The sequence below is a fragment of the Cryobacterium sp. M23 genome (assembly GCF_002929655.1).
GTDB lineage: Bacteria > Actinomycetota > Actinomycetes > Actinomycetales > Microbacteriaceae > Cryobacterium > Cryobacterium sandaracinum.
Genome location: NZ_PJJV01000058.1, coordinates 37,803 through 60,631, shown reverse-complemented (window position 1 = coordinate 60,631; position 22,829 = coordinate 37,803). Strand labels below are relative to the sequence as shown.

Annotated in this window: 23 protein-coding genes and 1 pseudogene; 13 read left to right on the top strand and 11 right to left on the bottom strand. The window is 66.5% G+C overall.

The annotated features are described in order from the left end of the window. Window positions 1-160, top strand: a pseudogene (sufC, locus tag CXY82_RS05005) (Fe-S cluster assembly ATPase SufC); the annotation flags it as partial. 4 nt (window positions 161-164) lie between these two features. Continuing rightward, window positions 165-494, top strand: coding sequence for a metal-sulfur cluster assembly factor (locus CXY82_RS05000; protein ID WP_104102197.1), 330 nt, complete (start codon window positions 165-167; stop codon window positions 492-494). Window positions 495-550: 56 nt separating this feature from the next. On the opposite strand, the gene CXY82_RS04995 is transcribed toward CXY82_RS05000, so the two are convergent. Continuing rightward, entirely contained in the window at window positions 551-2,230 is a 1,680-nt protein-coding gene (locus CXY82_RS04995) for a molybdopterin-dependent oxidoreductase (RefSeq protein WP_233199208.1), read from the bottom strand. A gap of 488 nt (window positions 2,231-2,718) precedes the next feature. Then, window positions 2,719-3,615, bottom strand: coding sequence for an OsmC family protein (locus CXY82_RS04990; protein ID WP_104169940.1), 897 nt, complete (start codon window positions 3,613-3,615; stop codon window positions 2,719-2,721). Window positions 3,616-3,771: 156 nt separating this feature from the next. Between CXY82_RS04990 and CXY82_RS04985 the strand changes: the two genes are divergently transcribed. Then, window positions 3,772-4,422 carry a TetR/AcrR family transcriptional regulator gene (locus CXY82_RS04985; protein WP_104169939.1) on the top strand — a complete coding sequence of 217 codons (651 nt, stop codon included), beginning with the start codon at window positions 3,772-3,774 and terminating at the stop codon, window positions 4,420-4,422. Window positions 4,423-4,481: 59 nt separating this feature from the next. Then, the gene (locus tag CXY82_RS04980) at window positions 4,482-6,080 is read left to right on the top strand and encodes an ABC-F family ATP-binding cassette domain-containing protein (RefSeq protein ID WP_104102190.1); all 1,599 of its coding nucleotides are present in this window, start codon (window positions 4,482-4,484) and stop codon (window positions 6,078-6,080) included. A 79-nt stretch (window positions 6,081-6,159) separates the two neighbouring features. Here CXY82_RS04980 and CXY82_RS04975 read toward each other — a convergent pair whose 3' ends face one another. Genes CXY82_RS04975 through CXY82_RS04965 form a run of 3 tightly spaced genes read right to left on the bottom strand, consistent with a single transcriptional unit; the run spans window position 6,160 to window position 7,537 of the window. Next, window positions 6,160-6,999, bottom strand: a complete 840-nt coding sequence (locus CXY82_RS04975; protein WP_104169938.1) for an SURF1 family protein — start codon at window positions 6,997-6,999, stop codon at window positions 6,160-6,162. Continuing rightward, window positions 6,996-7,244, bottom strand: coding sequence for a hypothetical protein (locus CXY82_RS04970; RefSeq protein ID WP_104169937.1), 249 nt, complete (start codon window positions 7,242-7,244; stop codon window positions 6,996-6,998). The genes CXY82_RS04975 and CXY82_RS04970 overlap by 4 nt, the downstream gene beginning before the upstream one ends. Then, the gene (locus CXY82_RS04965) at window positions 7,241-7,537 is read right to left on the bottom strand and encodes a DUF3099 domain-containing protein (RefSeq protein WP_104169946.1); all 297 of its coding nucleotides are present in this window, start codon (window positions 7,535-7,537) and stop codon (window positions 7,241-7,243) included. Before CXY82_RS04965 ends, CXY82_RS04970 begins: the two co-directional genes overlap by 4 nt. Window positions 7,538-7,675: 138 nt before the next feature. Between CXY82_RS04965 and fabG the strand changes: the two genes are divergently transcribed. Next, window positions 7,676-8,386, top strand: coding sequence for a 3-oxoacyl-ACP reductase FabG (gene fabG, locus CXY82_RS04960; RefSeq protein ID WP_104169936.1), 711 nt, complete (start codon window positions 7,676-7,678; stop codon window positions 8,384-8,386). On the opposite strand, the gene serB is transcribed toward fabG, so the two are convergent. Both serB and glgC read right to left on the bottom strand, forming a co-directional pair. Further along, window positions 8,383-9,030, bottom strand: coding sequence for a phosphoserine phosphatase SerB (gene serB / locus CXY82_RS04955; RefSeq protein ID WP_104169935.1), 648 nt, complete (start codon window positions 9,028-9,030; stop codon window positions 8,383-8,385). The genes fabG and serB overlap by 4 nt on opposite strands. Beyond that, window positions 9,027-10,271 (bottom strand): glucose-1-phosphate adenylyltransferase, encoded by a 1,245-nt coding sequence (gene glgC / locus CXY82_RS04950; RefSeq protein ID WP_104102176.1) that lies wholly within the window; start codon window positions 10,269-10,271, stop codon window positions 9,027-9,029. The genes serB and glgC overlap by 4 nt, the downstream gene beginning before the upstream one ends. An 80-nt stretch (window positions 10,272-10,351) precedes the next feature. Between glgC and glgA the strand changes: the two genes are divergently transcribed. From glgA to CXY82_RS04935, 3 genes are all read left to right on the top strand, one after another. Beyond that, a complete protein-coding gene (gene glgA / locus CXY82_RS04945) occupies window positions 10,352-11,533 on the top strand; it encodes a glycogen synthase (RefSeq protein WP_104169934.1) in 1,182 nt (393 codons plus the stop codon). 96 nt (window positions 11,534-11,629) lie between these two features. Next, complete coding sequence (locus tag CXY82_RS04940; RefSeq protein ID WP_104102172.1) at window positions 11,630-12,412, top strand: ABC transporter ATP-binding protein; 783 nt, start codon at window positions 11,630-11,632, stop codon at window positions 12,410-12,412. Window positions 12,413-12,561: 149 nt separating this feature from the next. Then, the gene (locus CXY82_RS04935) at window positions 12,562-12,813 is read left to right on the top strand and encodes a type B 50S ribosomal protein L31 (protein ID WP_104169933.1); all 252 of its coding nucleotides are present in this window, start codon (window positions 12,562-12,564) and stop codon (window positions 12,811-12,813) included. Between the two features lie 114 nt (window positions 12,814-12,927). Here the strand turns inward: CXY82_RS04935 and CXY82_RS04930 are convergent, their stop codons facing one another. Beyond that, window positions 12,928-13,614 carry a 3'-5' exonuclease gene (locus CXY82_RS04930; protein ID WP_104169932.1) on the bottom strand — a complete coding sequence of 229 codons (687 nt, stop codon included), beginning with the start codon at window positions 13,612-13,614 and terminating at the stop codon, window positions 12,928-12,930. Between the two features lie 405 nt (window positions 13,615-14,019). Between CXY82_RS04930 and CXY82_RS04925 the strand changes: the two genes are divergently transcribed. Both CXY82_RS04925 and CXY82_RS04920 read left to right on the top strand, forming a co-directional pair. Then, window positions 14,020-14,919, top strand: coding sequence for an alpha/beta fold hydrolase (locus CXY82_RS04925; protein ID WP_104169931.1), 900 nt, complete (start codon window positions 14,020-14,022; stop codon window positions 14,917-14,919). Continuing rightward, window positions 14,916-16,052 carry a glycosyltransferase family 1 protein gene (locus CXY82_RS04920; protein WP_104169930.1) on the top strand — a complete coding sequence of 379 codons (1,137 nt, stop codon included), beginning with the start codon at window positions 14,916-14,918 and terminating at the stop codon, window positions 16,050-16,052. Before CXY82_RS04925 ends, CXY82_RS04920 begins: the two co-directional genes overlap by 4 nt. Here the strand turns inward: CXY82_RS04920 and CXY82_RS04915 are convergent. Together CXY82_RS04915 and CXY82_RS04910 are read right to left on the bottom strand one after the other, a co-directional pair. Further along, window positions 16,040-16,639, bottom strand: a complete 600-nt coding sequence (locus tag CXY82_RS04915) for a histidine phosphatase family protein (protein WP_104169929.1) — start codon at window positions 16,637-16,639, stop codon at window positions 16,040-16,042. The genes CXY82_RS04920 and CXY82_RS04915 overlap by 13 nt on opposite strands. A gap of 52 nt (window positions 16,640-16,691) precedes the next feature. Continuing rightward, window positions 16,692-17,552 (bottom strand): Sir2 family NAD-dependent protein deacetylase, encoded by an 861-nt coding sequence (locus CXY82_RS04910; RefSeq protein ID WP_104169928.1) that lies wholly within the window; start codon window positions 17,550-17,552, stop codon window positions 16,692-16,694. A gap of 101 nt (window positions 17,553-17,653) precedes the next feature. On the opposite strand from CXY82_RS04910, the gene CXY82_RS04905 reads away from it, so the two are divergent. Both CXY82_RS04905 and CXY82_RS04900 read left to right on the top strand, forming a co-directional pair. Next, window positions 17,654-18,457, top strand: coding sequence for an RNA methyltransferase (locus CXY82_RS04905; RefSeq protein ID WP_104102152.1), 804 nt, complete (start codon window positions 17,654-17,656; stop codon window positions 18,455-18,457). A gap of 26 nt (window positions 18,458-18,483) precedes the next feature. Further along, window positions 18,484-19,716, top strand: coding sequence for a D-alanyl-D-alanine carboxypeptidase family protein (locus CXY82_RS04900; RefSeq protein WP_104169927.1), 1,233 nt, complete (start codon window positions 18,484-18,486; stop codon window positions 19,714-19,716). A 408-nt stretch (window positions 19,717-20,124) separates the two neighbouring features. On the opposite strand, the gene CXY82_RS04895 is transcribed toward CXY82_RS04900, so the two are convergent. Further along, window positions 20,125-20,913 (bottom strand): SGNH/GDSL hydrolase family protein, encoded by a 789-nt coding sequence (locus CXY82_RS04895; protein ID WP_104169926.1) that lies wholly within the window; start codon window positions 20,911-20,913, stop codon window positions 20,125-20,127. 56 nt (window positions 20,914-20,969) lie between these two features. Here CXY82_RS04895 and CXY82_RS04890 point away from each other — a divergent pair, with 56 nt between their 5' ends. Continuing rightward, window positions 20,970-22,784 carry a DEAD/DEAH box helicase gene (locus CXY82_RS04890; protein ID WP_104169925.1) on the top strand — a complete coding sequence of 605 codons (1,815 nt, stop codon included), beginning with the start codon at window positions 20,970-20,972 and terminating at the stop codon, window positions 22,782-22,784. The last annotated feature ends 45 nt before the right edge of the window (window positions 22,785-22,829 follow it).

The window sequence follows — 22,829 nt, the reverse complement described above, 5'->3', positions numbered from 1 at the left end:
GCTGATCACGCACTACACCCGCATCCTGCGCTACATCAAGCCGGACTTCGTGCACGTCTTCGTCGACGGCCGCATCGCCGAGCAGGGTGGCCCCGAACTCGCCGACCGCCTCGAAGACGAGGGCTACGATCGCTTTCTCACCGAATCGAACGTAGGTTAGGCGCATGGTTTCCACGCTGCCCCCGGCGCGCTTCGATGAAATCGAAGAGGCGCTCAAAGACGTCATGGACCCGGAACTCGGTATCAACGTGGTCGACCTCGGGCTCATCTACGACCTGGGCTGGGACGATGAGAACGATGCCCTGATCATCCACATGACCCTGACCTCGGCCGGCTGCCCGCTGACCGATGTCCTCGAGGAGCAGACCGCCGAGGCGTTGGACGGCGTCGTCGACCAGTTCCGCATCAATTGGGTCTGGATGCCGCCGTGGGGTCCCGAGAAGATTACGGACGACGGCCGCGACATGATGCGGGCCCTCGGCTTTTCTATCTGATCACCCTCGAACGCACGCGAAAACCCCGATTTCCGGAGGAAATCGGGGTTTTCGGGTTAGATGGACTGCCGATAGCCGAAGAACTCATGGTCGTTGTGGTAACCACCAAACCCCGCACCGATCTCAGAGAAGTCCTCAACGAACTCGATTCCCTTGATCCACTTCACCATCTTGAAACCCAGCTGCGTTTCGTTGCGCAACCGAAGCGGTGCTCCGTGCCCGAAAGATATGGTCTGCCCGTTGAGGTCATAGGCGAGCATGGTCAGTTTGTAGCTCATCTGCTCGATGGGTTGGGCGTCGTAGTACGTGCCACCGTCCGGACCCGCCGCGAAGGAATAGAAAATGACCCACTTCGCCTCGGGTTTCGGCTGCACCAGATCCAGGATCGTCTGCATTGAGATTCCGCCCCACTTCGCCACCCCTGACCACCCCTGAATACAGAAGTGCTGGGTGATCTGATCGTGATAGGGGAGACCCTGCAACTGTGCAAGGTTCAAATCAACGGGGTTCTCGACGAGCCCGTTGATCCTCAGTGTGTAGTCCGCGAAGTTGCCCGCTCGAAGCGCCTGGTATTCCTCGGAGTCCGGGTATTTGCCGTTGTGCCAGAAGTACGGTGAAATGTCCTTCTCCGTGTACTGGCCGGGGTTCGCGTCGATGTGTTCAAATAGACGCTGCGCGCGGCCGATCAGCGCGAAACCGACCTTCTGCACCACACGAGGATGCCGATAGGTGAAAGGCGTGGCTGCGAGCCATCCTCCAATGACGACGATCATCGAAGCCGCGAAGATCCCGATGCCGACCCACGATTCACTGTCCTGAGACGCATACATGTGGTTGAGGTTGCGCAGGGCGCCTGTGGTCATCACCAGGGTGACGTGCACAACGATGAACATGACGAACCAGCAGAGCACGAAGAAGTGCAGCGAACGGGCCACCTGGATGCTGAACACCGAGCTGATTTTACGGAAGCGGGTCGACAGCGCGGGGGACATGCCGAGGCCGGTGACCAGGGCGAGAGGCGCCGCAATGAAAACGGTGATGAAGTAGGCGATCAGCTGCAGACTGTTGTAGTTGGTCCACCCGCTCTCGGCCGGCCAGTCCAAGGACAGGTACTGAAGGGCGGCCGACGCGGCGTTGGGGACGACGTCCCAGCTCAGCGGGACCACGCGCATCCACTGCCCCGTCGCAAAGATGAGTACACAGAATATGATTCCGTTGAGCAGCCAGACCGTATCGACGCCGAGGTGCCACCACCGTGCGAGACCGATGGAGTGACGGCGCCCCGGCAGGCCGACACCATCGGGCAAGGTGATTGAGTCCTCCTTCGCCGTGTAGAGCGGATCGCTCGGCACCGGCTTCTGCATGCGAAACCAGTCCTTACCCGGTGTCGAGTGCCGGGTCCAGTACAGCCGCGGATGGTCCGCCATGATGCTGACACCGGACCGGATGATGAAGATCATCATGAAGAGGTTCAGGAAGTGTTGCCAACCGACCCACGCCGGGAACCCGACCGGGGCGTTGTCGGGCAATGCAGTCGCTCCCGGATACTGGCTCATGAAGTCCTGCACCGCGGGCATCTCCCGCAGCCCTTTGGCAATGGCGATCCCCACGATCAGCAGGACCAGTCCAATGGGAATCAACCACAGCAGATTGAACCACTTGTCCGTGCCGATCCGCACCCGCGGGGCAACGCCGTACTGGGCAGGGACCCGGCCGGCCCAGTGGTCATCCACCACGTGGTACCGCTTCGTGTCCAGTTCCTCCCGAAAACTTCTCCGCGTCCCCCCTGCTCCAATGTCTGTTGCAGGAATATTTCGATCAATCGAGTTTGTATCCATACCGTCCCCATTTGAGAAGCAGGACGCCTCCCCAACCGTGTCGGGAGTGCGACATACAGCACCGTTATGCCCATCTCCTGCTTGCTGCCTGCAAGTATCCTCCTATTAAACGGAATATATTCCGCATTAATCCGGTTAACCGCCCGGGGGAGTCGATCCGTGCCCTCGGCTTCTTCATTTGATCCGCATTTGATCCGCGTCTGATCCACTCCTGATCCACTCACGTCGAAGGGGCACCGGCCATCTGGCCGGCGCCCCTTCGACGCATCCTGAGCGGTGATCCGATCCTGGTCACTCGTCCGATGTATTCTCCTCAGTGCCCATTTCCCGAGCGTCCGTTTCAGCGGACGACGCCAACTCAGACGGCTCCCAATTCTCCAAATTGATCAGGGACGGGTGCGGCCAGACGTCGGTCTCACCCTCCTCGAACATGTCGCCCACAGGGCTGATGGTTTCCTGTTCCCCATCTGAGCCGGACGGGGCGAGGCCCGTCCGGGTTCGGCGGGGGTGGTGCGGCTGATTCGTGGCCCATCGTCGACCTCCTCGCATTCGTGCAGCAACCGCTGCGGCTGCAGCCGACGGTAGGCCTCCGTCCTGTTCGCCGCTAGACGAGTGGGTGACTGCTTCACGGCGCACGCCGTGGAAGCCGGCGGATGGCCTATCGTGCGCCAGCTTCCACACGGTGCGCCGCGGGACGCGACAGGCCTGACCACCGGTCGGCATCGGATGCGGTACGCCTTCGTGACGATGACGGACACGGGAGTGGGGTTCGCGAACAGGTCGAGAACCGGGCAGTGCGCGTCGACGGTTACCCGCAGCTCCTGGTAGCGCTCATCGGATTCGGGACCGGTGATGGTGATGTGCAGGCGGATCGCTGAGAAGCCGGCCCGCACGTCCTCGCTTATGCCGAACAGCCTCCGCACGTCGAGGTCGCCCTCCGCGGCAATCTCGATCTCGTCGACCTGGATGCCCAGCCCCTGGGCGTAGAGGCGGTAGACGACCACCTGGCACGAGGGCAGGGCGCCGAGCGCAATCTCGACGGGGCTGGCTGCCACATCGTCTCCGGCCAGGGCTCCGGGCTCGTCGACGAGGAAGACATGCTTGCCGGCCGTGATGCGGGTGGCGACCGAGCCTTCGCCGGCGAACGTGACCCGGTAGGTCAGTTTCGCTTTCGACGTCTCAGCGCTGATGCGCTCACTCCAAGCGGTTCCGGCGGCGATGAGGCGGCCAGCACGATCTTCGGCACGGGGGGAAAGCGCGGCGGGCGTCTGCACGAGTGTCATGCCTAACCATAGGAGGCCAGTTTGGCCCGGGCACCCCGCCCGGTCACACAACGTCATGGCCGAGCGCTGCCGCATGGTTCCCGGGCCGAAATGCACCCTACTAGAACCTTATTCCAGTGTGTAGAATGACATTCTAAGAAGAAGGGTGAAGTCCCGATGAGCATCAAATCCCGCCGGGAGGCCCAGTCGAGCGAGACCCGCACCTTGATCGTGCGGGCCGCGCTCCAACTGATGCTTGAGCGAGGGTACATTTCCACCACTCTCGGCTCGATCGCCGCCGAGGCAGGCGTCGCGGTGCAGACCATCTACAACTCGGTCGGTGGCAAAGCCGCCGTTCTCTCCGCCGTGCTCGACCGCGCGGCCGCACGTGCACACGAACCGGAAGCCGGCCCCCCACCGCTGCGCAGTCAGATCGCCGGAGCGCGCACGGCCGCCGAGATCATCCGAATCCTGACCGGCTGGATCGCCGACCTGAACGCCCAGACGTCCGGGGTGCACCGCGTGATCGCCCAGGCGGCCGGAGTCGATGCAGACATCGCGGAGCTGGAGATGCGGCGTTCCGCCCAGCGACTTCTCCAGTACGGCGAGGTCGCGACCGCGCTGCGCTCACGGCACAGCCTGCGCGGGGGAGTGAGCGACCACGAGGCGGCGGCAACGGTGTGGGCGCTCGGGCATCCACAGGCCTACCGGTCTCTGGTCCTCGACCTCGGCTGGTCGGATGCCGCTTACCGGGACTGGCTGGCGAAGGCGCTCCAGGGGGCACTTTCGCTTCCCGGCGCACACCGAGGCGCAACCGATCAAATATAGTGGAGAGTTGGCCCGCTTCGGCCAGAAAATTCTACGACTCCCCTGAACGGACTGTTGCTGTGCTGAGTGTGCAAAATCTCGAAATCCGAGTTGGGGCGCGCGTGCTCATGGAAGACGTCAGTTTCCGCGTTTCCGCCGGTGACAAGATCGGCCTGGTCGGCCGCAATGGGGCTGGTAAGACGACACTGACGAAGACTCTGGCGGGTGAGACAGTTCCGACCAACGGCTCGATCGACCGCACCGGTGAGATCGGCTATCTGCCCCAGGACCCCCGCTCGGGCGACCCGGACATGCTCGCTCGGACCCGAATCCTGGATGCCCGCGGCCTCGGCACGATCTCCCTGGGTCTTGCCCAGGCCGGTATCGACATGGGCAGCGACGACCCCAAGACCAGCGCCAAGGCCATGCGCACCTACGGCAACCTCACGGATGAGTTCAACGCGCTCGGCGGCTATGCGGCCGAGGCGGAAGCCGCGTCGATCGCCAGCAACCTGAACCTTCCCGACCGCATTCTCGACCAGCAGCTGCGAACCCTGTCCGGCGGACAGCGTCGCCGCATCGAACTCGCCCGTATCCTGTTCTCGGCCGCGGAAACGATGATCCTCGACGAGCCCACCAACCACCTCGACGCCGACTCCGTGGTCTGGCTGCGGGAGTTCGTCAAGAACTATCGCGGCGGATGCATCATCATCAGCCACGACATCGAGCTGGTCGGCGACACGGTGAACCGGGTGTTCTACCTCGACGCCAACCGCATGGTCATCGACATCTACAACATGAACTGGAGGAACTACCAGCGGCAGCGCGTGGCCGACGCGGACCGTCGTAAGAAGGAACGCGCCAACGCCGAGAAGAAGGCGTCGACCCTCCAGCTGCAGGCCGCGAAGTTCGGCGCCAAGGCGAGCAAGGCTGCCGCCGCCCACCAGATGGTGGCGCGCGCCGAGAAGCTCCTGTCCGGACTGGACGCCGTGCGGGCAGTCGACCGCGTCGCCAAACTGCGCTTCCCCGAGCCCGCCCCGTGTGGGCGCACCCCGCTGATGGCCACCGACCTCTCCAAGAGCTACGGCTCGCTGGAGATCTTCGCGGCCGTGGATCTGGCCATCGACCGCGGCTCGAAAGTGGTCATCCTCGGCCTCAATGGTGCGGGCAAGACCACACTGCTGCGCATGCTCGCGGGCGTGGATAAGCCGGACACCGGAGAGATCGTGCCCGGCCACGGCCTGCGGATCGGCTACTACGCGCAAGAGCACGAGACGATCGACGTCAAGCGCAGCGTGCTAGAGAATATGGTGTCCTCCTCGCCCAACATCACTGAGATGGAGGCGCGCCGGGTTCTGGGCTCGTTCCTTTTCACCGGCGACGACTCGCACAAGCCGGCCGGGGTTCTGTCCGGTGGCGAGAAGACCCGGCTGGCCCTGGCCATGATCGTGGTGTCGGGCGCGAATGTTCTGCTGCTCGATGAACCGACTAACAACCTCGACCCGGCCAGCCGCGAGGAAATCCTCGACGCCCTGGCGCACTATGCCGGGGCTGTCGTCCTCGTGAGCCACGACGAGGGCGCTGTCGAGGCGCTGAACCCCGAGCGCGTGTTGATCATGCCCGATGGCACTGAGGATCACTGGAACAAGGACTACCTTGATCTGATCATGCTCGCCTGATCACCCTTCCTGCGCTCAGCACACTTCCCGGGCCTACTGGCCCGGGCATTCGTGTCTCCGTGTCCCTCTGACCTGCCGATCATCTGCCGTCGATGAGCTCGTCCTCGATCTCCGAGTCGCTGCGCGGTTTGGCAGCCTGACGGCGGGCACGCTCGGCGGCGCGAACGCGCTCGTCCGGGTCGTCGAAGTTCACGGCTCGGTACTCCTGCCGGATGGCCCAGCCCAGACCGACGAAGCCCATCAGGGCGAACACGAACCATTGGAATGCGTAGGACAGGTGAGGCCCCTCGTCTTTGACCGGGCGGGTGATCGCCACGGGACGTTCGTCCGGCGTCGGTTCCTCGGAAGCCATCAGCCCGTACGCGCCGGTGTACGTCGGAAGGTCCATCCGGGTGGACACCTCGTCGAGGTTGATCGTCGCGATCTGGTCGCCCGTGGCCGACCGCCCGGCCAGCGAAGGCTCACCGGCCTTGAGCCGGGCGATGACGGTGACCACCCCCGAGGGGGCGGTTGGCACGGATGCCGGGGCGTCGGGGGTCTGCCCGGTCGGTAACCAGCCCCGGTTCACGATGAAGACCGAGCCGTCGGCGAGTAGCAGGGGAGTGAGAACCTCGAAACCCGGGTTGATATTGAGCGGGCGGTTGCGCACGATCAGCTCGTCGTCCGTCAAATACGTGCCGGTCATGACAACGGGCAGCCACTTCTGAGACGCGGAGAACGCGTCCAGACCAGGCAGAGCCTCGGCCAAGGGAACCGGGTCCGCCGCATAGTTGGTCTCCACTTTGTCCATTTCGGAGAGGGCGTCGGAGCGGCGCGCGAGCTGCCAGAGGCCGAGCCCGGAGCAGACGGCCGCAAAGAGGATGGTCAGCGCGAGGTATCCGGCCCAGCGCCGGGTGAACGCAAACTTCCAGCCGATCACGCCGGCCCGGCTTCCGGCTCTACAGCCTCAAGGGAGACCGGCAGAGGCGAGACGGCTAATGGAAAGTCTCGACTGGCCAGGAAATCGCGGAGGTAATCGACGTGCAGGTCGCAGGCCAGCCAGGTCTTCACGCGGTCTCGAGCGTGTATACGGGGATTGCGCCAGTCCAACCGCCAGTCGGCGTTCTCACGACAGCCGGCGCGCGAGCAGTTCGTCGTTTCGAGATCGGCGCCGAGGCCGATCACGTTCCGCTCTCGTCATTGTCCGGTCCGCGAGGCGGCGCCCGGAACACCTGCACGGCTCCCGGTCGGACGACCGTGGACGCCACGGCGCTGCCCTGAACATTCGCAAAGACGACCGCGAAGTAGGGAAGGGCGATCGCGCCGATGGCGCAGACGAGCAGCCACCAGCCCTGGACGAAGAGCATCAGCACGATGCAGACCATCCGGATGCCCATGGCGATCGAGTATTTGATCATCCGGGCACGACGCAGTTCCTCGGGTGAGGGGGGGAGCGAGGTGATCGACTGCTGCTTCATGGATGCCATCGATTCGGTCAGTCGGGGGAGTTCTCCCTGTAAATTCTACGTCTCGTCGGACTTAAACGTAGACGCCCTAAACTGGAAAATACGTGCGTACGGCTGTTCGTTCGCTGAGAAAAAGAGATTGGACCCAGCATGACGACTGGCAGAACTGTCCTTGTCACCGGGGGAAACCGCGGCATCGGATTCTCTATCGCGGAGGAGTTCATCAGGCAGGGACACCGCGTCGCGGTCACCGCCCGCTCCGGGGACGGCCCCAGCGGCAGCCTGACGGTGCGCGCGGATGTGACGGACGCCGCATCCATCGACGCCGCGTTCACCGAGATCGAGGCGGCGCTCGGCCCCGTCGAGGTGGTTGTCGCCAACGCGGGCATCACCAGGGACATGCTGCTGATGCGCATGAGCGAAGACGACTTCACCTCGGTCATCGACACCAACCTGAGCGGCGCCTTCCGAGTCGTGAAGCGTGCGTCCAAGGGGATGCTCAAGGCCCGGTTCGGCCGCATCGTGCTGATTTCCAGCGTGGTCGGCCTGTACGGCTCCGCGGGACAGGTCAACTACTCCTCCTCGAAGAGCGGTCTGATCGGCCTCGCCCGTTCGGTGACCCGTGAACTGGGCGGGAGGGGCATCACGGCCAACGTCGTCGCACCGGGTTTCATCGAAACCGATATGACTGCAAAACTCTCCGAGTCGCAGCAGGCCGACTACAAGCGCAGCATCCCGGCGGGACGATTCGCGACTCCGGTCGAGGTGGCTCGGGTTGTCACCTGGCTTGCCGGGGACGACGCCGGGTACATCTCCGGCGCGGTCATCCCCGTCGACGGCGGACTGGGGATGGGGCACTAACCGCGCAGACCGAGTATCGGCAGGACCTGGCTCAGGTCGCGGGTATCCAGGGCCAGGTCCGCCTGCGCCCTCACGATCGGTTGCGCGTTGAAAGCGATGCCCAGACCGGCTGCCCGCATCATCGTGAGGTCGTTTGCTCCGTCGCCGACGGCGACGGTCTGGGGCAGGGCTACGCCCTCGAGGGCGGCCCACTCCCGCAGGGCCGCGGCCTTGGCGGCGGCGTCGATGACGGGTCCGACCAGGCCGCCGGTGAGGCGACCGTCGGCCACCTCCAGCCGGTTCGCCCGCCAGTGATCGAGGCCGAAGGCGGCAGCGAGCGGGTCGAGCACCTCGTGGAAGCCGCCCGAAACCACCCCGATTCTGCTGCCCTGGGCGTGCAGGCCGTCGATGAGTTCCTGCACCCCGGGAGTCGGGCGGACGAGCCGCCCGACCTCCGTGAAAACATCCGTGGACAGTCCGGCCAGAGTCTTGACCCGGAGCCGTAGACTCTGCGCGAAATCGATCTCGCCGCGCATGGCCTGCTCGGTCACCTCGGCGACGAGGGCCAGCGAGCCGGCCGCATCCGCGAGCAGCTCAATGACCTCGTCTTCGATCAGGGTGGAATCGGCGTCCAGGACGACGAGGAAACGAACGAACTCGGTCACGGGTGGACGTGGACTCCCTTGCCGACGACGGTGATGCCGGACTCGGTGACGCTGAAGCCCCGTGCGCGGTCCCGCTCACGATCAATGCCGACTTCCGCTCCGGCGGCGACCACCACGTCCTTGTCCAGAATCGCCCGACGCACGGTCGCACCCGGTTTGATCTGCACCCGGTCGAAAACGATCGAGTCCACCACCTGGGCGCCGGAATCGATGGCGGCCCAGGGGCCGAGAACGCTGCGCTCGATGTGCGCTCCCGAAATGACGCAGCCGAGGGAAACGATCGAGTCGATCATGGTGCCGAGGAAGCCGCGTCCGTCCCGGACGAACTTCGCCGGCGGAGAGTTGAGCTGCTGGCTGAAGATGGGCCACTTCTGGTTGTAGAGGTTGAAAACGGGCAGTGCGCTGATCAGGTCCTGGTGCGCCTCGAAGAAGGAGTCGATGGTACCCACGTCGCGCCAGTAGTCGCAGTCGCGGTCGGTGGATCCGGGGACGTCATTGAGCTTGAGGTCGTAGACGCCGGCCTCACCGCGGGACACGAAGTCGGGAATGATGTCGCCACCCATGTCGTGGCTCGAGTCGGCGCGTTCGCCGTCGCGCAGGACGGCCTCGATCAGCGCCTCCGTGTTGAAAACGTAGTTGCCCATGGACGCGAAGACCTCATGCGGGGCATCGGCGAGGCCGACGGCATCCTTCGGCTTCTCGCGGAAATCACGGATGCGGTCCGGCGTCGCCGCGTCGACCTCGATGACGCCGAACTGGTCGGCCAGACCGATCGGCTGACGGATGGCCGCGACGGTTGCGGCGGCTCCGGAGGCGATGTGAGCCTCGATCATCTGGCTGAAGTCCATCCGGTAGACGTGGTCGGCTCCGACGACGACGACGATGTCGGGCTTCTCGTCATGGATCAGGTTGAGGCTCTGCAGGATCGCGTCCGCGGATCCGCTGAACCAGCGCTTGCCGAGGCGCTGCTGCGCCGGCACCGATGCGATATAAGAGTTGAACAGGCCACCAGAAACGTGCCAGGTCTGGGAGACGTGACGGTCAAGGCTGTGGGACTTGTACTGGGTGAGAACCACGATCTGGGTGAGGCCCGAATTGATCAAATTCGACAGCGCGAAGTCGATCAGCCGGTAATGACCCCCGAAAGGAACGGCCGGTTTCGCACGGTCCTCCGTCAACGGCATAAGCCGTTTTCCTTCTCCGCCGGCGAGCACGATTCCAAAGATCTTCTTTGACTGCATGTCTTTACAGTAGGGCCATTCGTCACGTCGATCCAGCACGAGTGGGTGTGCCTCCGGCCAGCCTGCGCTAGCTTTGCCTCATGCGAGTGGATCTGTTGACCAAGGAATACCCCCCAGAGATTTACGGCGGAGCAGGCGTGCATGTGGCGGAGCTTGTGAAGGCCCTTCGCACCGACATCGACGTCTCTGTGCGATGTTTCGGCGCGCCCCGCGACGCCGTCGACACCCACGCGTATGAGGTGCCGGCGGAACTGGCCGACGTGAATGCGACGCTGGCCACGCTCGGCGTCGACCTCCAGATGGCGCAGGACGTGCAGGGCGCCGACATCGTGCACTCCCACACCTGGTACGCCAACGGCGCCGGTCACCTCGCGAAGCTCCTGCACGAGATTCCGCACGTTGTGACCGCGCACAGCCTCGAGCCGCTCCGCCCGTGGAAGGCCGAGCAGCTCGGCGGAGGCTACCGGGTCTCCAGCTGGATCGAACGCACCGCCTTCGAAGCCGCGGATGCCGTCATCGCCGTCAGCGGTGGGATGCGCCGCGACATCCTGCGCAGCTACCCAGCACTTGACGCTGCTCGGGTGCACGTCGTCTACAACGGCATCGACCTCGAACGGTGGAAGCCCACGGACGACCGGGACACCGTGCGGGCACTGGGCATTGACCCGGACCGACCGGCCGTGGTCTTCGTGGGCCGCATCACCCGGCAGAAGGGGCTTCCCTACCTGCTCCGCGCGGCAGCCCTGCTGCCACCGGAGGTGCAGCTGGTGCTCTGCGCCGGCGCCCCCGACACCCCGGGCATCCTGGCCGAGGTCACGGCCGGGGTCGAGGCCCTCCAGCGCGAACGCTCCGGCGTGGTCTGGATCGATCGCCTCCTGTCGCAGCACGACCTGGCCGCCGTGCTCACTGCCGGCACCGTCTTCGTCTGTCCGTCGGTCTACGAACCGCTCGGCATCGTCAATCTGGAGGCTATGGCCTGCGGGCTGCCGGTCGTCGGGACGGCCACCGGGGGCATCCCCGAGGTGGTCGCCGACGGCGTGACCGGCCGGCTCGTGCCCATCGACCAGGCCACCGACGGAACCGGAACTCCCATCGATGCCGACCTTTTCGTCTCAGACCTGTCGCGCACCCTGATCGAGGTCCTCGCCGACCCGGCCAACGCCGCCGCGATGGGCCGAGCCGGCCGGGTCAGGGCCGAGCAGATGTTCAGCTGGACCCAAATCGCCACCCGCACCCGGGAGATCTACGCCTCACTACTCTGAGTCGGGCTCCGACTAACCGCCCAAACGGGTGCTGCAGGAATGCCCGGCACCCGTTTCGCGTGTCTGGGCATCGGCGGCGGCAGATAACATGGCTTTATGGTCAACGTTCTCCACTTCACCGACGTCTCCGTCGTCCGGGATGGCACACCCATCCTCGACTCAGTGAACTGGAGTGTTGATGACGACCAGCGCTGGGTGATCTTGGGCCCGAACGGCGCCGGCAAGACCACGCTGCTGCAGATCGCCGCAGCCCTCATCCACCCGTCGAGCGGAAGTGCCGTGGTTCTTGACGAACCGATCGGACGCACCGACCTCTTCGAGCTGCGGCCGCGGATCGGGTTCGCCTCGACGGCGATGGCCCGCCGGGTCCCCGCGAACGAGAAGGTCCTCGATGTGGTGATGACGGCCGCGTACTCCGTCACCGGGCGCTGGACCGAAGAGTACGAAGCCATCGATGAGCGCCGCGCCCAGCGGGTGCTGGGCGAGTGGAAGCTCGATACTCTGTCCGACCGTAAGTTCGGCACGCTGAGCGACGGCGAGCAGAAGCGGGTGCAGATCGCGCGGTCCATCATGACCGACCCCGAGGTTCTGCTTCTGGATGAGCCGGCCGCCAGCCTCGACCTCGGCGCGCGCGAGGAACTGCTGCAGCTCCTCGGCGGCTACGCGAGCGAGTCGGGGTCGCCGGCGATCATCATGGTCACCCACCACGTCGAGGAAATCCCCCTCGGCTTCACGCACGTCCTGCTCCTGTCCAACGGCCGCATCGTCAGCGCCGGGCCCATCGCCGACGCGCTGACCGCGGAGTCACTGACCGAGGCGTTCGGTCTGTCCATCGAGTTGCACGAGACCGACGGACGTTTTAGCGCCCGCGCGATCTGACCGCCACCGGATGGCGGTCACAGCCAGTGGATTCTGCTAAACTCGACAGTCGGTCCTTGGGCCGCACGGTTTTTTCTGCCACACCTGGCGAGTCTGTACTCGCTAATCGAAGCGCAACTCACCAATCGAACAGCAATAAGGAAGTCTTCATGAAGTCTGACATTCACCCCACGTACGCTCCCGTGGTTTTCCGCGACCTCGCGTCGGGTGCGACGTTCCTTACCCGTTCGACGGTCTCCAGCTCCAAGACCATCAAGTGGACCGACGGAACCACGTACCCGGTCATCGACGTTGAGATCTCGTCGGAGTCGCACCCGTTCTACACCGGCAAGCAGCGGATCATGGACTCCGCCGGTCGCGTCGAGAAGTTCAACTCGCGTTACAAGGGCTTCGGCAAGTAAAACCGCGCCATACCGCAGCATCCTGCACATGGAAAGGGCGACCAGCTTCGGCTGGCCGCCCTTTCGATGTTGCTGCTCTGGGTCTGGTGTCGCTGTCGCTCGGGTGCTGCCGGGTCAGCGTTCGGGCCAGCCGCCCGCCGCGACGAACGCGGGGTCGCGTTCGCGGCGCATGTAGGCCTGGAAGCTTTCCGCCTGCTGCACGGACCACTGTGCCTGGAGCAGGTGCAGCTCGCCGACTGTGACCGGCAGGGTCTTCACATGCGCCCGGGCGATGGCCTGGGCTACCCGGCCGGCCGCGATCGCATCCGCCCCGGAGTCGTGCGCGTCATCGAGGGGCACACCGTAGAACGCACTGGTCACTGCAAGGGTGCGCTTGCCCTTGCGGTACCGGTCGAGGGCCTTGTCGATGACGAGCGGGTCGACCACCGGCGACGGTGAGACCAGCGGGGCAACCCCGTAGCGAATCGACTCGCGGTTGAGCAGGGTGAGGTCGTAGGGCGCGTTGTACGCCACCAGAGGAAGACCCCGGGCGAGGTGCTCCCGGATCGTCGCGACGATCTCGGCCACCCCGTCGGCGGCGACCCGGCCGTTCGCGACGGCATGCTCGGTCGTGATGCCGTGCACGGTGGTGGCCTGGGCCGGGATCTCGATTCCGGGATCCAGGAGCCAGTCCACGCGTTCGAGCACCTCCCCGGTCACATCGATGATCGCGACGGTGGCCGACACAATGCGGCTCGTCTCCACGTCGATGCCGGTCGTCTCAAGGTCGAAAACGGCGAGGGTGTCACTCCAGTTGCTCATGGGGAAAGCCTAGGGCCGACCACCGTCATCCCCGGGCGCCTCGGGCGTCGGCCCGCTGGCAGGCCGGCCAGCACCGAGTCTTCGATCCGAAAGGCGATCGGGTTGTGGGAAAAGCAGTTGAGGTCCGGCTGGTTCAAGAAGAAGCGGTGGTCGTAGAACCGGCGCCGAACGGAGTCGAGGGCCCAGTTCGAGTTCTCCGTGTCTCTGTGGAGATGCGTCCGGCGTAGTCACCGGTCCCGTCGCCGTTGCGGTCTCCGAAGGAGCGTACCATCACCTCGGAGGACACGGCGCGGCGGTACCAGCGCGGGTCCCGGGTGACGCTTGATCGGGGCGGTGAAGCTCATTGCGTTCCCTCCCGCCCGAGGGCGTCCGGCGACAGCCGTCGGCCGCCCTAAACTTGGGACGATGAATGTTCCTTCGCCCTACGATTCACAGCTCGTCCGGATCCCTGTCAGGGTCCGGGACGTCCCGGTGCTGGGCAGCGAAACGCGGTATTGGGAGTACGGCGATCCAACCGCGCACACCACCATCGTGATGGTGCACGGCTTCCGCGGCGACCACCACGGCTTGGAGCCCGTGGTCGCCCAGCTTCCTGGATTCCGCATGATCTCACCGGACCTCCCCGGTTTCGGCGAGTCCGGCGTGCTCCAGGGGTGCCGGCACGACATCGCGGGCTACGGCCGGTGGCTGGCCGAGTTCGTGGCAGCTCTGGGTCTGACCGGGCGCAGGGTGGTGCTCGGGCACTCGTTCGGGTCGATCATCGTCGCGGCATCCGTCGCAGGGGGACTGCACGCCGACGACGTGGTTCTGGTGAACCCCATCGCCGCACCTGCCCTGGCCGGGCCGCGCGGCATCCTCACCCGCTTGGCGGTGTTCTACTACCGGGTGGCCGCGCGTCTGCCCGAACGGCTCGGCTTTGCCCTGCTGCGCAACCGCGTCATCGTCCGCGTGATGAGCGTGACCATGGCGAAGACGGGGGATCCCGGGCTGCGCCGTTGGATCCACAACCAGCACGACCGCTACTTCTCCGCCTTCGCGGATCGCCGGGTTGTGCTGGAAGCCTTCACCGCATCGGTCGGCTCCGACGTCAGCGAGTTCGCCGGTCGCATCCCGCAGCGCACGCTGCTGATCGCGGCGGAGAAAGACGACATCACGCCGGTCGCAGCCCAGTACCGGCTGCAGAAGTTGTTTCCCGATGCCACCCTGCAGGTGATCCCAGACGTCGGCCACCTGATCCACTACGAGGTGCCGGCGCAGGCGGCGGACGCCCTGCGCCGCTTCCTCGGCGAAAGGGAGACGAAGTGAGAATCGTCTTCGATTGCCGTTACACCCGATTCGACCGGCACGACGGTGTCAGCCGGTACACGGCCGGGCTGGTCACGGAACTGGGCAAGCTCCACCCGGTCACCATGCTGATCAATGACCACCGGCAGCTCGACCTGCTTCCGGATCTGCCCTGGCAGCTCGTGAGTGCCCCGACCAGCATCCGGGAGCCGTTCATCGCCCTCCAGATCAACCAGCTGAAGCCGGACGTCGTGTTCTCCCCGATGCAGACGATGGGCTCCTGGGGCCGGAAGTACCGGCTGCTCCTCACCGTGCACGACCTGATCTACTACCGCAATCGCACCCCGCCGCGGGACCTGCCCGGTTTGCTGCGCCTGATCTGGCGGCTGTATCACCTATCGTGGTGGCCGCAGCGGATGCTCCTGAACCGGGCCGACGGCGTCGTCACCGTCTCCGAGACTACCCGGGACCTGATCCGGGACAACCGTCTGACGCGGCGGCCGGTCACGGTCATCCACAACGCCGCCGACACGCGGTCGACGCCGCCCGCCGGACGTGCCGCTGCGGAAACGGGTCGCCTGGTCTACATGGGCTCGTTCATGCCGTACAAGAACGTGGACACCCTGGTGCGCGCAGCCGCGGAACTACCGGGCCATGAGCTCCACCTGATGAGCCAGGTGAGCGACCAGGAACGGGAACGCCTGACCGCCCTGGCGCCGCAGGCGACGCTGGTGTTCCACAACGGCGTCACCGACGAGGAGTACCTGCGGGTGCTGGGCTCCGCGACCGCGCTGGTCACGGCGTCTCTGGACGAGGGCTTCGGCATCCCGCTCGTCGAGGCGATGAGCCTCGGCATCCCCGTCGTGGTGAGCGACATCCCGATCTTTCGCGAGATCGGCGGCGACGCTGCGCTCTACTTCGACCCGACCAGCACCGACGCGCTCGCCCTGGCCGTGCGGCGGCTGGGCGCGGGGGAGTGGGCGGCCCGCTCCACAGCCTCCGTCATCGAGGCGGAACGCTTCACCTGGCGCGATTCGGCCCGGCGGCTCCTGGAACTGCTCACCGGCACCGACACCGCGGATGACTCCGGTACGCGGACCGAGACGGCTACGGGCCCCGGCATCGACGCGGAGCAGCCGGTTCAGCCTGTGTAGTGCGTGTTCTCGGCTCGGCCGCGCAGGGTGGCGTCGAAATGCGTCAGCCCCAGCCGACCGTCCCGCCAGACGAAGTCGTGCACCGAGCCGTTGGCGATGATCTCGTTCTGGCGCGGCCGTTCCCCGGCCGTGCTATGGCGCAGCAGGGTTCCGATCACCCCGCCGTGACAGACGACAAGCACAGACTGTCCGGGGCGCGCGGCGGCCAGCAGCCCGAAGGCCGGCAGCACCCGGTCGAGCACCTCCTGGCGCGTCTCGAGGCCGGGAACGGGCACGCCGTCGGGAAAGCGACGCTGTCGTTCGGCGAACGTGAGTCCCTCGATCTGGCCGTGATGGCGCTCGGTGAGCTCCGGGATGACCTCCGGGCTCGGCAAGCCGAGCTCGCCGGCGATGATCCGGGCCGTCTCGTGGGCACGGTCCAGCGGGCTCGTCACGATGGTGTCCCAGCGCCGGGATCGCAACCTCAGGCCTGCCTCGGCGGCCTGCGCCCGGCCGGTCGAGTTGAGGGGGATGTCTGTGCTGCCCTGGATCCGCGTGTGCAGGTTCCACTCGGTCTGTCCGTGCCGCACGATCGCAAGTCTGGTCATCCTGCCGTTTCCGTTGTCGCGGGGGTGGGGGTGGTGGTGGACCGGGCCTGTTTCACGCCGGTGCGCCGGCGAGGCGGTCGGCCAGCCCCGCAAGCGACTCCGACGTGCCCGCCTCCAGCTTGAGCAGTGCCCGGCCGTCGCCCTTGGTCTCGCCGCGGTTGATCACGACGATCGGCAGCTTGCGGCGCCGGGCCTGTTCCAGCAGACGGATGCCCGAGTTCACAAACAGGGACGAGCCGGCGATGACCAGGGCCTCCGCACCGGTGACGAGCGCCGTGGCCTCGGTGAACTTCACCGTCGGCACCAGCTCGCCGAAGAAGACGACGTTGGGCTTGAGCATACCGCCGCAGACCGTGCAGTCGGGAATGGTGAAACCGTCGATGTCGGACACCTCCGCATCGCCGTCGGGGGCTGTGCGCACGTCGCCCGGTGTCATCAGTGTCGGGTTGGCCGCTTCGAGGCGCGCGGCCACACTGTCGCGGCCGAATGCCTGACCGCAGTCCAGGCAGACGACGAGGTCCAACGACCCGTGCAGGTCCACGACGTGCCGCGACCCGGCGCGGGTGTGCAGGCCGTCCACGTTCTGCGTGATGACCCCGCTGATCAGTCCGCTCTGCTCCAGCCGGGCGAGGGACCGGTGCCCGAGGTTGGGCTCCGCAGAGCGGAACCGGTGCCAGCCGAGGTGGCTGCCGGCCCAATAACGCTTGCGCGCCCGCTCGTCGCCGATGAAGGTCTGAAAGTTCATCGGGGTGCGCACGGGGGCACCCTTCCCACGGTAATCGGGAATGCCGGAATCGGTGCTCAGACCGGCTCCGGTCAGCACCGCGATGTGGCGACCGCGGAGCACCTCGGCCACGGCATCCAGAGCGGCGGCAGCGGCGCCGACGGCGACCGGAAGCGTTTCGGTGGTCATGGAGCTCCATCCTGTGTACACCGAGTCTAAACTCGCCGGTTTTCGACTGGGGGAGGGAACTGGCAGGCTGGACGGATCATCCCCGTGAAAGGCGTCCCGCTGTGCAGATCGTCCCCATCGAAAACCTTGACCTGCCCGGTCTCGCCGACTACTCGCGCTTGACAGATGTCGCGCTCCGCCGTGTCTCCGAACCGGCCGGCGGGCTGTACATCGCCGAGTCCAGCAAAGTCATCACCCGCGCCCTCGCGGCCGGCCACCGCCCGCGGTCCGTGCTACTGCAGCAGCAGTGGCTGCCCGACGTGCTGCCGCTGCTCGCGGACTGGCCGGACGTGCCCGTGTACGTCGGCGCGGCATCCGTTCTCGAACGGCTCACCGGCTACAACCTGCACCGCGGTGCGCTGGCGGCGATGCACCGTCCGGATCTAGCGCCGGTGCACGAGGTGATCCGGGACGCGCGGCGCATTGTGATCCTCGAGGACATCGTGGACCACACCAACGTGGGCGCCATTTTCCGCTCGGTCGCCGGTCTCGGCGCGGACGCCGTCCTGATCACGCCGCGCTGCGCAGACCCGCTCTACCGGCGCAGTGTGCGGGTGAGCATGGGCACGGTGCTTCAGGTGCCGTGGACCCGACTGCCGGAATGGAGCGAGGCCGCCCCGATGCTGCACGGGGCCGGTTTTCACCTCGCGGCCCTGGCACTGTCCGACGACGCCGTCAGCCTCCCGCAGTTCGCCGGGAACGCGCCGGAACGGCTGGCCCTGATTCTCGGCGCCGAGGGCGATGGGCTCAGCACCCAGGCTCTCTCGGCCGCCGACACCGTCGTGACGATCCCCATGCTCCACGGCGTCGACTCGCTCAATGTGGCCTCGGCCAGCGCCGTCGCGCTGTACGCTCTGCGCGTCTGAACGCGGGCGCTTGGTAGAGTCGACGGATGCCACTGACCCGACGACAAACGTTCCTTCGCCGTCGGGTTGCCTTTGCGGCGGCCCTGGTTCTCACCCTGGGCGGGGTCGGCTACCTGGCCGGCACGGGGCTGGCCCCGGTTCCGGCCGTGGCCGTCGAACTGATCGAACCGGCCGCGCTCACCCAGCCGGCCGCCGAGCTGATCTGGCCGGATGCCGGTGCGGGCGCCATCGGTGCCGTCGGCTACCCTGGGCTGCTCGGTTCCACCGGCGACCAGGAGTCGATGCCGATCGCGAGCATCACGAAGATGGTCACCGCACTCGTGCTGCTCGAGGAGAAACCCCTGAGCCTGAACGAGCCCGGCCCGGACATCCGGTTCGCCGACGACGACGTCGACATCTATTACGACGTGCTGGCCGAGGACGGCTCGGTCGCGCCCGTGTCCGCCGGCATGGTGCTCAGCCAGCGTGAGGCCTTCGAGGCCATGCTCCTGCCCTCCGCGAACAACTACAGCATTTCACTGGCGATCTGGGCATTCGGTTCCGTGGATGCCTACCTGGCAGAGGCCGAAACCTGGCTGGCCGCGAACGGTCTGACCGACACCGCGGTGGCCGACACCAGTGGGCTGTCGCCGGCCAGCGTGAGCAGCCCGGGCGACCTGGTCAAGATCGGCAAGCTTGTTTTGGCCGACTCCGTCCTGGCCGAGATCGTGTCCATGGAAACGTCCGACCTGCCGACCATCGGCACGGTCACCAACACCAACAAGCTCCTCGGCTCCAACGGTGTCACCGGGATGAAGACCGGAACCACGGACGAGGCAGGCGCCTGCCTCCTGTACTCGGCCGACTTCACGGTCGGCGGCGAGACCATCACCCTGGTCGGCGTCATGCTCGGCGGCGACACTCATCCCGAGCTGAATGCGTCGATCGTGGACCTGCTCGACAGCGTCGAACCCGGTTTCCGCGCGGTAAGCCTGGCCGACAAGGGTGCCGCCTACGCGACTTACGCCACCCAGTGGGGGCAGAAGAGTCGGGCGGTCGCCGCGGAGGCGGCATCCGCCGTGGTCTGGTCGGACACGCCCATCACGGCCGTTCCGGCGGCGCGCACGGTCACCCTCGGGGAGGTCGGCGACTCGGCCGGTGTGATCGACTTCCAGGTGGGGGAGACCACGGTGAGCGTGCCGCTGGTGCTCGAGCGCGAGCTGACCGACCCGGGTGCCGCCTGGCGCTTCACCCACCCGGCCGAGCTGGCCGCGGGCTAGTCGCACGTGAGGCCGGGCCGAGCCCGCGCGTGTGGCCAACTCAGGACATCCGTCGCCCGCACTCACCGGCCACTGCGGACCAGTGCCGAACCGGTAAGGATGCCCGCCCCAGCCGGTCGGATCTCCTGAGTTAGCCACAACTCCGGCCGGATCCGAAGCAGCGCCTGTCGGGTTCGGGCCCACCTCTCGCGCTCCGCCGTAGCCCCGCCGCCCGAACGAATTCGACGGAGTTTTTTCCCAAACCCGGCCGTAGTCAACCGGAAACCCGCATTTTACCCAGAATCTCCGTCGAAATGGTTCGACACCGGACGCTGGTGACCGGACACCGTCGGCCGGACACCGTCGGCCGGACGCCGGACGCCGGACGCCGGACGCCGGGCGGCGCGGGCTCGCCGCCGCCGAGCCGGTCTAGTGCCGGGGCTGGCTGAACGGCCGGGCATCTGGGCGCTTGGGCAGCACGTGGTCGCCGGAGGACTGGTGCCGGATACGGCGCAGAACCCACGGCAACAGGTACTCCCGCGCCCACTGCATGTCCTCCGTGCGGGCCTCCCGGAAGGTGCGCCCTGGCATTGGCTCGGGCTTCAGGGGTTCGAGGGCATTGGGCACGTTGAGATCGGAAAGCACCATCCGGGCGACGGTATGGTGGCCGAGGGCGTTCAGGTGCAGCCGGTCCGCAGACCACATGCCGGCATCTTGAATCTCGGTCAGCGACCAGAGGTCGGCGACGACACAGTCATACTTCGTCGCGACCGCGCGCAGGTTCTCGTTATAGATCGCGATCTTGCCCCGAATACCACGGAAAACGGGGGAGAAGCCCACATCGGCGCCCGTGAACAGCACGATGGTGGCGTTATCGCGACTAAGCCGGCGCACCTGCTCCTCGACCCGGGCGGCGATGAGGTCGGGGTCGGATCCCGGCCGGAGTACGTCGTTGCCGCCCCCGGAGAAGGTGATCAGATCCGGATGCAGCGCAAGCGCCGTCTCCACCTGTTCCACGCTGATCTGGCGGATCAGCTTGCCCCGCACGGCGAGGTTCGCGTAGGCGAAGTCCGGTGTGCCCTGGCTGAGCACCTCGGCGACCCGGTCCGACCAGCCCCGGTTCCCACCCGGACTCGTCGGCTCGGGATCACCCACCCCCTCGGTGAAGGAGTCGCCGAGGGCGACATAGCGGGACCACGGATGCATCGGCGTCGTCATTGCTCCATTCTCCCCCCGCATCACGGCGGTCCGTTCACCGGGTAAGTTCGTATGACGTGAATACTCCACCCCCTTTCGGTCCTGCCCAGGGGACGAGTGCAGCCGAGCATCTCTCGCCTTCGTTCCCGGAGCGTGCCGCGTGGGGCACGGCCGGCAAATTGCGGGCCTGGCAGGCGGAAGCGCTGGAAGCGTATTTCGTGCACCAGCCACGTGATTTCCTCGCCGCGGCGACGCCGGGCGCCGGCAAGACCACCTTCGCCCTGCGGCTCGCCGCCGAGCTGAAGGCCCGCCGACTGATCGACAGCATCACGGTGGTCGCGCCCACCGAGCACCTCAAGCGCCAGTGGGCGGATGCCGCGGCGCGGGCGGGCATCCGGCTCGACCCCAACTTCAAGAACGCCAACGGTCGCTACGGCAACCACTACCACGGCATTGCCGTCACCTACGCCCAGGTGGCCAGCCGGGCGGCCCTGCACCGGCAGCTGACCCAGTCCAACCGCACCCTTGTAATCCTGGACGAGGTGCACCACGGCGGGGACGCGCTGAGCTGGGGTGACGCAATCCGGGAGGCGTTCGAGCCGGCCACCCGCCGCCTCTCGCTCACCGGCACCCCGTTCCGATCGGACACCTCGCCGATCCCGTTCGTGAGTTACCTGCCCGACGAGCACGGCATCCGTCTGTCCCAGAGCGACTACAACTACGGGTATGGCCGGGCCCTCGAAGATGGCGTCGTGCGCCCGGTCATGTTCATGGTCTACGCCGGGCATATGAAGTGGCGCACCCGCGCCGGCGACGAGATGGAAGCCAAACTCGGCGAGGGTAACACCAAGGACATCACCTCCCAGGCCTGGCGCACCGCCCTGGAACCCACCGGGCAGTGGATCCCCGCAGTGCTGCGCGCCGCCGATTTGCGCCTCACCCAGGTGCGCCACGGCATCCCGGATGCCGGTGGCCTCGTCATCGCCACCGACCAGACCATGGCGCGCGCGTACGCGGCCATCCTGCAGGAGATCTCGGGGGAGTCGGTGACCGTCGTACTCTCCGATGAGAAGGAGTCGAGCGACCGGATCGACGAGTTCGCGCACAACACCTCGCGCTGGATGGTGGCCGTGCGGATGGTGTCGGAGGGGGTCGACGTGCCGCGCCTGGCCGTGGGCGTCTACGCGACCAGCGCCTCCACACCGCTTTTCTTCGCGCAGGCCATCGGCCGGTTCGTGCGGGCCCGGCGCCGCGGTGAGACGGCGTCCATCTTCCTGCCCAATGTGCCCAGCCTGCTCAGCCTAGCCAACGCGCTCGAGCTGGAGCGCGACCACGCCCTCGACCGCAGCAACCGCGACGACGGCGACGACGGCATGTACAACCCCGAAGACGCCATGGTCGCCGACGCCAACAAGTCGGAGAAGGCCTCCGACGACCTCGGCGAGGAATTCACCTGGCAGGCCATCGATTCCCAGGCCACCTTCGACATGGTGATGTTCAACGGCGACGAGTTCGGCGAGCTGGCGGAACCGGGCACCGACGAGGAGTTCGACTTCATCGGCATCCCCGGTCTGCTCGAGCCTGAGCAGGTCTCCGAGCTGCTGCGCCAGCGCCAGCACCGGCAAGCCAAGCGCTCCACCGACCGACGCAAGGATCCCGTCACCGGCGAGGTCGCCCCGGTGGACCCGCCACCGCTCTATCGCACGCTCAAGGAGCAGCGCACGCTGCTGGCGAGCCTGGTGGGCATGTGGTCGAAGCTCGCCGGTGAACCCCACGGCATGGTGCACGCCGAAATCCGGCGCGAGTGCGGCGGGCCCGCCGTCGCACAGGCCAGCGTCACCCAGTTGCAAAAACGGATCGACCTGCTCCGCCGCCGCCTTGGCCGCAGCTGACCCGCGGCGGAACCGCATCTGAGCGTCGCGGGTGCCCGTTCCGGG

Bases quoted from the DNA above. Each gene is read 5' to 3' on its own strand.
- CXY82_RS05000 (WP_104102197.1), top strand. From the start codon at position 165: ATGGTTTCCACGCTGCCCCCGGCGCGCTTCGATGAAATCGAAGAGGCG.
- CXY82_RS04990 (WP_104169940.1), bottom strand. From the start codon at position 3,615: ATGACACTCGTGCAGACGCCCGCCGCGCTTTCCCCCCGTGCCGAAGAT.
- CXY82_RS04985 (WP_104169939.1), top strand. From the start codon at position 3,772: ATGAGCATCAAATCCCGCCGGGAGGCCCAGTCGAGCGAGACCCGCACC.
- CXY82_RS04965 (WP_104169946.1), bottom strand. From the start codon at position 7,537: ATGAAGCAGCAGTCGATCACCTCGCTCCCCCCCTCACCCGAGGAACTG.
- fabG (WP_104169936.1), top strand. From the start codon at position 7,676: ATGACGACTGGCAGAACTGTCCTTGTCACCGGGGGAAACCGCGGCATC.
- glgC (WP_104102176.1), bottom strand. From the start codon at position 10,271: ATGCAGTCAAAGAAGATCTTTGGAATCGTGCTCGCCGGCGGAGAAGGA.
- glgA (WP_104169934.1), top strand. From the start codon at position 10,352: ATGCGAGTGGATCTGTTGACCAAGGAATACCCCCCAGAGATTTACGGC.
- CXY82_RS04940 (WP_104102172.1), top strand. From the start codon at position 11,630: ATGGTCAACGTTCTCCACTTCACCGACGTCTCCGTCGTCCGGGATGGC.
- CXY82_RS04935 (WP_104169933.1), top strand. From the start codon at position 12,562: ATGAAGTCTGACATTCACCCCACGTACGCTCCCGTGGTTTTCCGCGAC.
- CXY82_RS04930 (WP_104169932.1), bottom strand. From the start codon at position 13,614: ATGAGCAACTGGAGTGACACCCTCGCCGTTTTCGACCTTGAGACGACC.
- CXY82_RS04925 (WP_104169931.1), top strand. From the start codon at position 14,020: ATGAATGTTCCTTCGCCCTACGATTCACAGCTCGTCCGGATCCCTGTC.
- CXY82_RS04915 (WP_104169929.1), bottom strand. From the start codon at position 16,639: ATGACCAGACTTGCGATCGTGCGGCACGGACAGACCGAGTGGAACCTG.
- CXY82_RS04910 (WP_104169928.1), bottom strand. From the start codon at position 17,552: ATGACCACCGAAACGCTTCCGGTCGCCGTCGGCGCCGCTGCCGCCGCT.
- CXY82_RS04900 (WP_104169927.1), top strand. From the start codon at position 18,484: ATGCCACTGACCCGACGACAAACGTTCCTTCGCCGTCGGGTTGCCTTT.
- CXY82_RS04895 (WP_104169926.1), bottom strand. From the start codon at position 20,913: ATGACGACGCCGATGCATCCGTGGTCCCGCTATGTCGCCCTCGGCGAC.